Here is a 12,771-nt window from a genome sequence, read left to right as displayed (position 1 = left end):
GCGCATATAAAGATAAAAATTATGAGTCAGCAAAATTATAACGCCGAAGCCATTGAGGTTCTCAATGGATTAGAGCCGGTAAAACGCCGCCCTGGTATGTATACCGACACGGTACGTCCAAACCATTTAGGCCAGGAGGTTATCGATAACAGTGTCGATGAAGCCATGGCGGGCCATGCCACTAAAATTGATGTGATCTTACACGAAGATAACTCTCTTGAAGTTATAGACGATGGCCGTGGTATGCCTATAGATATTCACCCTGAGGAAGGTATTCCTGGGGTGGAGCTGATTTTTACCAAGCTGCATGCAGGTGGTAAATTCTCTAACAAAAACTATCAGTTTTCGGGCGGTTTACACGGGGTAGGTATTTCGGTTGTAAATGCGTTATCGCACCGTGTTGAAGTAACGGTAAGGCGCGACGCTCAACAATTTAGAATGGCCTTTGAAAATGGCGATAAAGTTGAAGACTTAAATGTCATTGGCACTGTTGGTAAGCGCAACACTGGTACAACCGTTCGATTTTGGCCCGATGCGAGTTACTTTGACTCAGCTAACTTTTCAATTACTAAATTAAACCACCTATTAAAAGCTAAAGCGGTTTTATGCCCAGGCTTGCGCATTAAGTTTGTTAATAAGCAAACTAAAGAAACTCAAGAATGGTTTTACGAAACAGGCTTAAAGGATTACTTAATTGAAGCTGTTAAAGGCTTTGAAGTACTGCCAAAAGACCCATTTGTAGGCGAGTTTTCAAGCTCGATTGAAGGGGCTGATTGGGCTGTTGTATGGCAACCTGAGGGCGGTGAGTCGATTGCTGAGAGCTATGTAAACCTTATTCCTACCGCACAAGGTGGTACACACGTAAATGGTTTGCGCCAAGGCTTACTTGAAGCAATGCGCGAATTTTGTGAATTTAGAAACTTATTACCGCGTGGCGTAAAGCTTACCCCAGATGATATTTGGGAGCGCTGTAGCTATGTGTTATCGGTAAAAATGCAAGACCCACAATTTGCTGGTCAAACTAAAGAAAAGCTTTCTTCTCGCTCATGTGCAGCGTTTGTATCGGGTGTGGTTAAAGACTCATTTAGCTTATGGTTAAACGAGCACACAGACACTGCAGAATTGCTTGCTGAACTGTGTATTTCAAATGCACAGCGCCGATTGCGAGCGGCTAAAAAAGTAGTGCGTAAACGCGTTACCTCAGGCCCTGCGTTACCCGGTAAACTAACCGACTGCAGTGCAGCCGATAACGACCGTACAGAACTATTTTTGGTAGAGGGTGACTCAGCAGGTGGCTCGGCTAAGCAGGCGCGCGATCGTGAGTTTCAGGCAATAATGCCACTGCGCGGTAAAATTTTGAATACGTGGGAAGTTGAATCAGGGCAAATATTAGCCTCGCAAGAGGTGCATGATATTTCGGTGGCGCTGGGTATTGACCCAGACTCAACTGATTTAACCGGCCTGCGTTATAATAAAATTTGTATATTGGCCGATGCTGACTCGGATGGACTACACATTGCCACCTTATTGTGTGCTTTGTTTGTGCGTCATTTTCCGCAACTGGTTAAAACAGGACATGTATACGTAGCTATGCCACCACTGTTTAGAATCGACATTGGTAAAGAGGTGTATTACGCCCTCGATGAAGATGAAAAAACAGGTATTTTGGCCCGCATAGAAGCAGAGAAAAAACGCGGTAAAGTAAACGTGCAACGATTTAAAGGGCTGGGCGAAATGAACCCGCTGCAGCTGCGCGAAACGACAATGGACCCAAATACTCGCCGCTTAGTGCAACTCACGCTAGACGAAGAGGAGCAAACATTAGAAATGATGGATATGCTACTTGCTAAAAAGCGCTCGTCAGACAGACGCCAGTGGCTAGAAGATCACGGTAATAAAGCACAGGTATAATAGGCTTGTGTTTAACACTTGGAGAGGCAAATGAATAAAATACTGGGAAGTTTATTATTGCTTGGCTTAACAACAGCCCCAGCAATAGCAAAAGACATACTAGACAAACTCACCGTAGCACCTGGGTTTGAGGTAAGCTTATTTGCTGATGATGTTGAAAATGCACGCCAAATAGCAGTATCAAAAAAAGGCATTGTTTACGCAGGTTCGCGCAAAGCAGGAAATGTGTATGCGTTAATCGATCATAACAGTGATGGCGTAGCAGATAAAAAAATGGTGATTGCTGAGGGGCTAAACATGCCCTCTGGTTTAGCAATTAGAGATGGCGACTTATACGTAGGTGAAGTACACCGTATTATTCGCTTTAAAAACGTAGACACGCAGTTAAAAGACCCTAAATTTGACGTGGTTTACAACGCGTTGCCATCGGATCGTCACCACGGGTGGAAGTTTTTACGCTTTGCACCCACTGGCGAGCTTATTATTCCGGTTGGTGTTCCGTGTAATATATGCGCCGAAGATGAGCGTTACGGGCGTATTTTTGCACTTGATGTAGAAACCAAACAAATTAAAACAATAGCCCAAGGGGTACGCAACTCAGTGGGGTTTGACTTTCATCCAAGCACGCAAGCATTATGGTTTAGTGATAATGGCCGCGACATGATGGGTGATGATATTCCACCTGATGAAATTAATCGCGTAAGTAAAGAAAACGAGCATTTTGGTTTTCCTTATGTTCACGCCGGTGCCATTGTAGATCCTGAGTTTGGTAAAGGTAAAAACATTAGCGACTACAGCCCGCCAGTGCTTGCGCTAGGTGCTCACGTTGCGCCCCTTGGTATTCATTTTTATACCGGTAAACAGTTCCCGGGTTCTTACAAAGAGCAGCTATTTGTTGCTGAACATGGCTCGTGGAATCGTACTAAAAAATCAGGTTATAAAGTGGCTGTAGCCAATGTAGAGCAAGGGCGTATTACTAAATACACGCCTTTTATTACCGGCTTTATGCATAACGAAACAACCTTTGGACGCCCAGTTGCATTTGCACAATTAAATGACGGCAGTCTGCTAATAAGCGACGATTACGCAAACGTGATCTACCGCGTAAGCTATAAGAAAAACTAGGTAAGCTTTAATGAGTGATACAGATACCTTGCTAATGCAAGGAATTGAACAACAAACAATGGGGCGTTTTACCGAAGACGCCTACTTAAATTACTCTATGTACGTAATTATGGACCGTGCATTACCGCATGTTGGTGATGGTTTAAAACCGGTTCAACGTCGTATTATTTATGCTATGAGCGAGCTGGGTTTATCGGCCGCTGCTAAATATAAAAAATCGGCTCGTACGGTAGGTGATGTATTAGGTAAATACCACCCGCATGGCGACAGTGCCTGTTACGAGGCTATGGTATTAATGGCACAGCCGTTTTCTTACCGTTACCCATTAGTCGATGGGCAAGGTAACTGGGGGGCAGCAGATGACCCTAAATCGTTTGCAGCAATGCGTTATACCGAAGCACGCTTATCAAAGTTCTCTGAGGTATTACTTAAAGAGCTAGGCCAAGGCACCGTTGATTGGACGCCAAACTTTGACGGCACCATGGACGAGCCATTAGTGTTACCGGCGCGCTTACCGCATATTTTGTTAAATGGCGTAACGGGTATTGCAGTAGGTATGGCAACCGATATTCCACCACATAATGTGCGTGAAGTAGCCAGTGCCTGTTGTTTATTACTTGATAAGCCTAAAACCGAGCTTGATGAGTTACTTGAGCTTGTACACGCACCTGATTATCCAACCGACGCTGAAATAATTACTCCAAAAGCCGATATTCATAAAATATACAAAACCGGCCGAGGCTCAATTAAAATGCGCGCGGTGTATACTGAAGAGCATGGCGATATTGTTATTACTGCGCTACCGCATCAGTGTTCAGGGGCTAAGGTGCTTGAGCAAATCGCAGCGCAAATGAATGCTAAAAAGCTGCCAATGGTCGCTGATTTACGAGATGAGTCTGATCACGAAAATCCAACCCGTATTGTGATTGTACCGCGTTCAAACCGCATTAAAGCTGAGCCGTTAATGGCGCACTTATTTGCCACCACCGACCTTGAAAAAAACTACCGTGTAAACTTAAACATGCTAGGCCTTGATGGCCGCCCGCAAGTAAAAGACCTACGCAGTATTTTATCTGAGTGGCTAACGTTTAGACGCGAAACAGTACGTAGGCGCTTACAGCACCGTTTAGATAAAGTACTGGCGCGATTGCATATTCTAGAAGGTTTACTTGCTGCCTTTTTAAATATTGATGAAGTAATTGAAATTATTCGCACAGAAGATAAACCAAAACCTGTGTTGATGGAGCGCTTTGATTTAACCGATACTCAAGCCGAAGCCATTTTAGAATTAAAACTTCGTCATTTAGCAAAACTAGAAGAATTTAAAATACGTGGCGAGCAAGATGAACTGGCCAAAGAACGTGACAAGTTAGAGCTAACGCTTGGCTCAGACCGTCGTATGTCAACGCTTCTTAAAAAAGAAATTCAAGAAGCGGCCGACATGTATGGCGACGATCGCCGCTCACCTGTTATTGAGCGCGTAGAAGCTAAAGCACTGAGTGAAAAAGATTTAATTCCTTCAGAGTCGGTAACAGTCGTGCTTTCTGATAAAGGCTGGGCACGTGTTGGTAAAGGCCATGACATTGATGTAGAAGGGCTTAATTACCGTGCTGGCGATGAATACAAAGCCTCCGCTAAGGGTAAGAGTAATCAGCCTGCGGTATTTTTAGACTCAGCAGGGCGTGCATTTGCAACCGATGCACACAGCTTGCCATCGGCACGTAGCCAAGGCGAGCCGATGACAGGGCGCTTTAACCTCACCACTGGAGCTAATTTTGAGCACGTGGTAATGGGTGAAGATAATCAAGTGCTACTTATGGCCTCTGACGCGGGTTATGGTTTTATTACTGACTTTAAAGACCTAGTAAGTAAAAATAAAAACGGTAAAGCCTTGGTGAGCGTGCCTAAGGGCGGAATTTTACTCTCACCCATCAGAGTAAACGATGTAGCAACCGATTACTGCATGGCCATTTCGAACGAAGGACGCATGCTGTTGTTCCCACTGCGCGACTTACCAAAACTGGGTAAAGGTAAAGGCAATAAAATTATCTCTATACCAGGGGCTAAAGTGCAAGCACGTGAAGAGTTTGTCAAAGTGCTGGCGGTGGTACCACAAGGCAGTAGCGTTACCCTTCATGCTGGTAAACGAAAGCTAACGCTTAAACCGAGCGATTTGGAGCATTATCATGGTGAGCGCGGGCGTAGAGGTAATAAGTTACCGCGAGGCTTACAGCGTGTTGATGAAGCAGTGGTGGAGTTTACGCCGGCAGATGAGCAAAATGATGACACATTAGTCGAAGAATAAACCCGAAATATACACCTCTAACGGCCTGCTTTTGCAGGCCGTTTTTGTTTATCCTGTATTTTTCAGCTTACAGCTGTTCGCTATTGTCTCGTGATCGTCATAAAATCACGTTATAATAGTGAAATATGCGTGGCTTATAGCGCATTGCACACACATTTTGGAGAGAAGTTTGTTAGCTGTTATACGTATTTTAATTATGGTGCTGTTTATATTTTTCAGCTGCGTGTTTGGGTTGTTATTGTCGATTGTGAGACCGTTTCACCCTAATAATGTGCATGTGATAGCCGGCTGGTTTGGCTCAATGGCTAAAATGTTAGGGGTTAAACTTGTCCTTAAACGCCACCCTGATGCGCTCAATACTGGCCCTGCGGTTTACCTATCAAACCATCAAAACAATTACGATTTATTTACTGTATCGGCTATGGTGCCTGAAAACTGCGTTAGCTTAGGCAAAAAAAGCTTAAAGTGGATCCCATTTTTTGGACAACTTTACTGGTTGTCGGGCAACATATTGATTGATAGAGCCAATCGCTCAAAAGCGGCAGGTACAATTTCAAAAGCCGCTGAAAAAATTAAACAAAAAGGCCTATCTATTTGGGTATTTCCCGAAGGTACAAGAAGCTATGGCCGCGGTTTACTGCCATTTAAAACCGGTGCATTTCACACCGCTTTAAGCGCAGATGTACCCATAGTACCGGTATGTATGAGCACAACTGATAAAACTATTAAGCTAAACCGCTGGGATAATGGTACAATTTACATTGAAATGTTAGCGCCTATATCACTTGATAAAAAAGTGAGTGCCCGTGAACAGGCCACCCAAGTGCATAGTATTATGGCTGCTAAAATAACTGAATTAGATGCTCAAGCGAGAGATAAATAATGGAAAACTGGCGTGAAATAAGTGAAGACATCGTAAGTTCACTACTTGAAGATGGCTCTGATCCTGAAATACTTTATGAAGTTGAGCATCATTTTGTATGCGAAGATTTTAGCAAATTAGAGCAAGCGGCACTGGCTGCCTTTAAATTAGGCTACGATGTTGAAGAACCGGCAGAGCTTGAGCTAGAAGATGGCAGCAAAATTTGGAGCTTTGATATTGTAGTCGAAGCTGAGCTAGACGTTGAAGTTATAATGGAAGACGTTGATAAACTTGCAGCGCTAGCTGTTGAGTGTGACGTTGAATACGACGGTTGGGGCACTTACTTTCAAGAGTAAGGCGTTAGCTAGTTGATAAAGGCGAGCATTTATATATGCTCGCTTTTTTTGTGCACAGAGTAAACATGACTCTTTAAACCGCAGCCTATTTTCAGATATTAATTCATTTTTAGTGTAATGGCGTATTAATACCCCCCCTTTATTTTGCCTTATTTAACGGCAAAAATTTAATACTTTTCGTATTACCAATTTTATTTTTGTTATAACCAATTATTATCTTTCATATAAAAAACTTAATTCTCCTTAATTTATTCATTAAAAGTTAAGCTTGTTCATATTCCTATTGGTAATAGAGCTTATTTCGACGTACTACTTATTCATTAAATTGAAAAAATATTTTTATTTATTGCTAACCTGTCCCTAATATATAACCTGTTGAATAGTTATAACTATTTACAAGTTGTAATGCAATATTTAATAAAACTAATACTTATTTGCTATTATATCCTCTGTTGACATATTGGTAACAAAAAATATAGCCTTTAGCTCGCCATATGGCATTAATATTGGTAAGGCCAATTTAAGGGTTTTAGATTGATTTTTGTAACCCGAGTGTTCTTGCCAAATCTATTCATACACAAAAATAGAAACCTGTTTACACAGGGTGATCTAAGTTTTAGTGACTGACACAAAACTAGGTAGTTAGGTTATTTTTATATTCAGGTTTAAAGGAATAAAGATAATGATTAACCATAAAAAACTGTTTTTTTACAGCGCAATTGCGACAAGTTCAGCGCTATCTCATGCTGCAACAATTAATAATGCAGGCTTTGAAAGTGGCTTTAGTAACTGGAACGAAACCGACCCAGCCGCTATTTCTTCAGATGCTTACAGTGGCTCAAAATCGTTAAAAATTCAGGGCAGTCCAGCACGGGTTTATCAAGTGGTAGATATACAGCCTAACACTGAATACACCCTAAGTGCTTATGTGCTGGGTAAAGGGCAAATTGGTGTAAACGATTTAAATGGTTTATTTAAAAACCAAACCTTTAATGTTTCTTCGTGGACTAAAGTAACAAAAACATTTACCTCAGCAAACACCAATTCACTTCAGGTTTTTGCTAAACATTACAACAACACCAGCGATGTAAGGTTTGATAATTTTGCCTTGGTTGAGGGCAGCGGCAGTAATGATGGTGGCTCAGATGGCGGCAGCGATAACTCAAATGGTTCAACAATTCCTAGCAGCATAACCAGTGGTAGCATTTTTGATTTAGAAGGTGATAACCCAAATCCTCTCGTTGACGATAGCACCTTAGTGTTTGTGCCGTTAGAGGCACAACATATTACGCCTAATGGTAATGGCTGGCGTCATGAGTATAAGGTTAAAGAAAGCTTACGCGTTGCTATGACTCAAACCTATGAAGTGTTCGAAGCTACGGTAAAAGTTGAGATGTCTGATGGCGGAAAAACAATTATATCGCAGCACCATGCTAGTGATACCGGCACTATATCTAAAGTGTATGTGTCGGATACTGATGAATCGGGCTTTAATGATAGCGTAGCGAACAACGGAATTTTTGATGTGTACGTACGTTTACGTAATACCAGCGGTAATGAAGAAAAATTTGCTTTGGGTACAATGACCAGCGGTGAGACATTTAACTTGCGGGTAGTTAATAACTACGGCGATGTAGAGGTTACGGCATTCGGTAACTCGTTCGGTATACCAGTAGAGGATGATTCGCAGTCATACTTTAAGTTTGGTAACTACCTGCAATCGCAAGACCCATACACATTAGATAAATGTGGTGAGGCCGGAAACTCTAACTCGTTTAAAAACTGTTTTGAGGATTTAGGCATTACAGAGTCAAAAGTGACGATGACCAATGTGAGTTATACGCGCGAAACTAATTAATTAGTGACTTATTATGGCCACTCAATTGAGTGGCCATAATAAAAAAACTTTATTTTATAACCATTTTTTATTTTTAAAGTACACGCCAATACCGCCAGTAAGCACAATTAAAAAAATCACAAATGCACTAAATGCATAAGGGTTTTCGGTACCAGGTATGCCACCTACATTTACCCCTAAAAGGCCCGTTAAAAAGCCCAGTGGTAAAAAAAGCGCAGCCACAACCGACATTACATACATGCGTTGATTTAATTGCTCAGACACTTGGTTAGTAATGGTTTGCTGAATAATTTGCGCACGCTCTATGGCGCTATCTAGCTCTTCTAAATAACGAATAAGTAAGTTAGTGGTTTCGTTTAGCTTTGCTTTATCTTCATCTAAAAGCCAGGGGTAATGGTTATTTACCATTAAACTTAACGCTTCCTTTTGCGGTTTTAAGTAACGCTTTAAGGCAATAGTTTGACGGCGCAGTTGAGATAAACCTTGGTTATCAAACTTTTTACTTGGCTCGTCTATTTCTTCTTCAAATTCATCCAGGGTTTCATCAAGCGTATCAATGACACTTTGCATGCGTGATGTCAGTTTTTGCGTAATAGAGCCGACCAACTCTGATATTGAGCATGGGCCGTGGCCAGCATTAAGCTCTGCTAATATATCTTGAATCGAAAGTAAGCGACGTTTGCGCGTTGTGATAACCACAGATTCGCTAATAAATAAACGAATTGACACCATGTCCTCAGGGCTTTGCGCTGGGTTTAAATTTACACCACGTAAAAACAGCATATGGCCATTGGTACTAGGTGTTAAGCGAGGGCGAGTTTCATCAGCAATAAGCGAATCAAGCTCAAAGTCGGTAAGGTGAGCCTGGCTTTTAAGCCACGTTACTGCCTCGCTTTGGCTGTAGTCCATATGTATCCACAGTTTACCTTGGCTAGGGTGCCAGTTATTTAAATCGCGGGTGTTTTCTATGGCGTGCGCGCCGCCTTTTTCATCAAGCACCAGTGCATGCAGTAAACCATTAATCATATTTTAAACTCATATAATAGTGTATTTTTAATACAGTTAACTATAGTGTATCTGCATAGTGCTTTACAAACTTACCTTAACTTTTAATAAGTTAGCGTTAAGGTAAAACCTATATGCAGGCTTTAATTGCTAAATAAGGCACTAAACAGCAAGGCGCGCATTGTGTGATTAGTTCCTATAAAAGATCAATTTAATTTACTCATCGACTAGATAAATTTATTTCGCTGGTGTTTTTTGCGCCGTAGCGTATAAGTCACTTTTTTATTAAGGGCACATTTATGACAGCAAAGTTAACTGTTGGTTGGCGTGAGTGGTTAAGTTTACCCGAGCTTGGCATCGAAAAGATAAAAGCAAAAGTTGATACTGGCGCCCGCACTTCATGTATTCATGCAATTAACATTGAAGAGTACAAAGAAGGCGAAGAAAAGTGGGTAAAATTTATAGTCCAACCATTGCAAGATGACGAACACACTCAGGTTGCGTGCACTGCAAAAGTTAAAAAAATTAAGGCGGTAACCAGCTCAAGTGGGCAAAAAGAGTTACGCTACTTTATAGAAACAACATTGCATGCAGGGCAGCACAGCTGGCCAATAGAAGTTACTTTAACGAGTAGAGCAACAATGAAGTTTAGAATGTTACTAGGGCGTACAGCCATGGAAAATCGTATAGTCGTTGATCCGGCTTTATCTCATTTATTAGATAGTTAAGGTTTTAACTATGAAAATTGGTATTTTATCTCGCAACAGAAATTTGTATTCAACGCGTCGCTTAATTGAAGCGGCAGAGGCACGCGGTCACGAGGTAAAGGTGATTGATGCGCTTCGTTGCTATATGAATATAAACTCAGAACAGCCAGAAATTCACTACCGTGGTGAAAATTTAAAAGATTTTGACGCCATTGTTCCACGCATTGGTGCATCGGTGACGTTTTATGGTTGCTCTGTTTTACGTCAGTTCGAAATGATGGGGGTTTATCCTGTTAACGAATCGGTGGCTATTTCTCGTTCGCGCGATAAATTACGCTCACTTCAGCTGTTATCACGTAAAGGCGTAGGCATGCCGGTAACCGGTTTTGCCAGCAAACCAGATGACGTTAAAGACTTACTAGAAATGGTAGGCGGTGCTCCGGTTGTTATTAAATTACTTGAAGGCACACAAGGCATTGGTGTTGTACTTGCTGAAACACGTAAAGCGGCTGAAAGTGTTATTGAAGCGTTTATGGGTTTAAAAGCCAATATTATGGTTCAAGAATACATTAAAGAAGCCGGCGGAGCCGATATTCGTTGTTTTGTACTTGGTGATAAAGTAATAGCGGCCATGAAGCGCCAAGCGCAAGAAGGCGAGTTTCGCTCAAACCTTCACCGTGGTGGTAGCGCTACATTAGTACGCATTACCCCAGAAGAGCGTAAAACCGCCGTTGCTGCAGCAAAAGCAATGGGCTTAAATGTAGCGGGCGTTGATTTACTTCGCTCATCTCGCGGGCCTTTGGTAATGGAAGTAAACTCTTCTCCAGGCCTTGAAGGGATTGAAGTGGCAACAGGCAAAGATATTGCCGGTATGGTGATTGATTTCATCGAAAAAAATGCTGCTATTAAAGGAACCGCAACCCGTGGCAAAGGTTAAAATTAATCGTCCTTTTACCTTATTAGGTGAAAGTGTTGGCGTAGGCGAGCGTAAAACCCTTGCCTTAGAGGCTGCTAAACTTTACACCCATTCACCGCTCAATATTCCTATTGAAGTGGTTAATGGTGTAATGGAAGGCCCAGTGCTGATGGTGTGTGCCGCTATTCATGGGGATGAGCTAAATGGTGTAGAAGTTGTACGCCAGCTGCTCTCTAAAATAGATGCAAGCCAACTGCGCGGAACCATAATTGCTGTGCCGATTGTTAATGTGTTTGGCTTTATTCATAAATCACGTTATTTACCCGATAGACGTGATATGAACCGCAGCTTTCCGGGCTCTGAGCGTGGATCGCTAGCGGGGCGTATGGCACATATGTTTTTTAATCAGGTGGCGGTACATTGTACCCACATTATTGATTTACATACGGGGGCTATTCACCGGACTAACTTACCGCAAATACGCGCTAACTTAGATGATGAAGCAACCGCTGATATGGCCAAAGCATTCGGTACGCCAGCGGTTATAAATGCATCCCTTCGTAATGGCTCATTACGTAGTGAAGCCGCTAATTTAGGTATACCGGTTATTACTTACGAAGCCGGTGAAGCCTTACGCTTTGACCCTATTGCCATTGCAGCAGGTGTGCAGGGTGTGGATTATGTGATGCGGCATTTAAAAATGATCCGCGGCAAACGTCCTAAAAAGCTGCCCGATCCTATTATTGCAGGGTCTACAAGTTGGATACGCGCTGAGGTAGATGGCATTGTACGTGCACAAGTATCGCTAGGTGAACACGTAGAAAAAGGCCAAGTGCTGGCGTACATAAGTAGCCCATTAGGTGATGCCGAACTTGAGCTTTTAGCGCCTAAGGGCGGTATTGTGATAGGCCAGCAAACTATGCCACTAGTAAACGAAGGGGATGCGGTATTCCACCTTGCTTACTTTGCAAATGATAACAGCTTAGTAGAGCAGCAATTAGAGCATTTTATTGACGAAATAAATGATTTAGATGAAGAGCTTAAAACAGCTGAGCTAAATAATTAGCACTATGTTAGCTAGTAAAAAGCCGCAGTGAGGTTTGCCTTACTGCGGCTTTTTTGCGGATATAACTTTTTAAACTATGTCTTCTTAGGGCCAATAATCCGTTTTATTACCGGTGCCTTTGTAGGCTTAGGTTCTTTATTTAATACCATAACCGGGCGTGTCACAAACAGGTTATTAGGGTAAACAACTCGGTGCCCATCCACATGATCAAGTAGCACGTTCATTAAACCTAATTCGACAATGCGCCCTTCTATATGGTTTGCGCCATCAACAATACGCACCCAATTTCCCACATGAAAACCATTTTGAATAAACATGAGTAAAAAAGCGGTAAGGTTACTAAGCAGCGACCAAGCGGCAAATAAAGCGACCCCGAGCATAGCAAATAATGATGAGCCCAAAACTAATAGCCCGCGCAGCTCTATACCCCAAAATATAAGCACTAAGCACAGTACTACAAACGCGAGTATTATTTTTAATAATAGCTCCGCTCTAAATTTACGATGAACATCTACTTTTCCTTTTATGGCTTTTTCGAGCAACTTTTTAGTGACTTTTAATAAAAGAGGAAAAAGTAAAATGGCCATAAGGGTAACAATCAATTTATATTGCGTACCCATTAGCTCTAAAAGCGCAAACAATTCCAAAGTGTGATCCCGT

11 protein-coding genes are annotated in these 12,771 nt (G+C 42.1%); 9 read left to right on the top strand and 2 right to left on the bottom strand.

Annotated elements, in window-relative coordinates:
• Nucleotides 1-21: 21 nt before the first annotated feature.
• The 6 genes from parE to MTF68_RS16420 all read left to right on the top strand — a co-directional run bounded on the left by parE (nucleotide 22) and on the right by MTF68_RS16420 (nucleotide 8,417).
• Nucleotides 22-1,911 (top strand): DNA topoisomerase IV subunit B, encoded by a 1,890-nt coding sequence (parE, locus tag MTF68_RS16445; RefSeq protein WP_055254871.1) that lies wholly within the window; start codon nucleotides 22-24, stop codon nucleotides 1,909-1,911.
• Nucleotides 1,912-1,941: 30 nt separating this feature from the next.
• Nucleotides 1,942-3,036 carry a PQQ-dependent sugar dehydrogenase gene (locus tag MTF68_RS16440; protein WP_248463093.1) on the top strand — a complete coding sequence of 365 codons (1,095 nt, stop codon included), beginning with the start codon at nucleotides 1,942-1,944 and terminating at the stop codon, nucleotides 3,034-3,036.
• Nucleotides 3,037-3,046: 10 nt separating this feature from the next.
• The gene (gene parC / locus MTF68_RS16435; protein WP_004587968.1) at nucleotides 3,047-5,341 is read left to right on the top strand and encodes a DNA topoisomerase IV subunit A; all 2,295 of its coding nucleotides are present in this window, start codon (nucleotides 3,047-3,049) and stop codon (nucleotides 5,339-5,341) included.
• A 169-nt stretch (nucleotides 5,342-5,510) separates the two neighbouring features.
• Complete coding sequence (locus tag MTF68_RS16430; protein ID WP_096739122.1) at nucleotides 5,511-6,224, top strand: 1-acylglycerol-3-phosphate O-acyltransferase; 714 nt, start codon at nucleotides 5,511-5,513, stop codon at nucleotides 6,222-6,224.
• On the top strand, nucleotides 6,224-6,559 hold the full coding sequence (gene rraB / locus MTF68_RS16425) for a ribonuclease E inhibitor RraB (RefSeq protein WP_004587970.1): 336 nt from the start codon (nucleotides 6,224-6,226) through the stop codon (nucleotides 6,557-6,559). The genes MTF68_RS16430 and rraB overlap by 1 nt, the downstream gene beginning before the upstream one ends.
• A gap of 682 nt (nucleotides 6,560-7,241) precedes the next feature.
• A complete protein-coding gene (locus MTF68_RS16420; protein ID WP_004587971.1) occupies nucleotides 7,242-8,417 on the top strand; it encodes a polysaccharide lyase family 7 protein in 1,176 nt (391 codons plus the stop codon).
• A 54-nt stretch (nucleotides 8,418-8,471) separates the two neighbouring features.
• Here MTF68_RS16420 and MTF68_RS16415 read toward each other — a convergent pair whose 3' ends face one another.
• Nucleotides 8,472-9,443, bottom strand: coding sequence for a zinc transporter ZntB (locus tag MTF68_RS16415; protein WP_029772374.1), 972 nt, complete (start codon nucleotides 9,441-9,443; stop codon nucleotides 8,472-8,474).
• Between the two features lie 278 nt (nucleotides 9,444-9,721).
• On the opposite strand from MTF68_RS16415, the gene MTF68_RS16410 reads away from it, so the two are divergent.
• From MTF68_RS16410 to MTF68_RS16400, 3 genes are read left to right on the top strand one after another with little or no spacing between them, the layout of a single operon-like run.
• A complete protein-coding gene (locus MTF68_RS16410; protein ID WP_024031556.1) occupies nucleotides 9,722-10,150 on the top strand; it encodes an ATP-dependent zinc protease in 429 nt (142 codons plus the stop codon).
• Nucleotides 10,151-10,160: 10 nt separating this feature from the next.
• Nucleotides 10,161-11,066 (top strand): 30S ribosomal protein S6--L-glutamate ligase, encoded by a 906-nt coding sequence (gene rimK / locus MTF68_RS16405; RefSeq protein WP_004587974.1) that lies wholly within the window; start codon nucleotides 10,161-10,163, stop codon nucleotides 11,064-11,066.
• A complete protein-coding gene (locus MTF68_RS16400) occupies nucleotides 11,053-12,111 on the top strand; it encodes a succinylglutamate desuccinylase/aspartoacylase family protein (RefSeq protein ID WP_024031557.1) in 1,059 nt (352 codons plus the stop codon). Before rimK ends, MTF68_RS16400 begins: the two co-directional genes overlap by 14 nt.
• Before the next feature lie 74 nt (nucleotides 12,112-12,185).
• Here MTF68_RS16400 and MTF68_RS16395 read toward each other — a convergent pair whose 3' ends face one another.
• A complete protein-coding gene (locus MTF68_RS16395) occupies nucleotides 12,186-12,758 on the bottom strand; it encodes a mechanosensitive ion channel domain-containing protein (RefSeq protein WP_248463092.1) in 573 nt (190 codons plus the stop codon).
• Between the last annotated feature and the right edge of the window lie 13 nt (nucleotides 12,759-12,771).

The sequence above is a fragment of the Pseudoalteromonas sp. 2CM37A genome (genome assembly GCF_023161885.1).
Classification (GTDB): Bacteria; Pseudomonadota; Gammaproteobacteria; order Enterobacterales; family Alteromonadaceae; genus Pseudoalteromonas; species Pseudoalteromonas atlantica.
The sequence above is the reverse complement of the archived record's forward strand: the minus strand, read 5'-3'. Positions and strand labels throughout refer to the sequence as shown.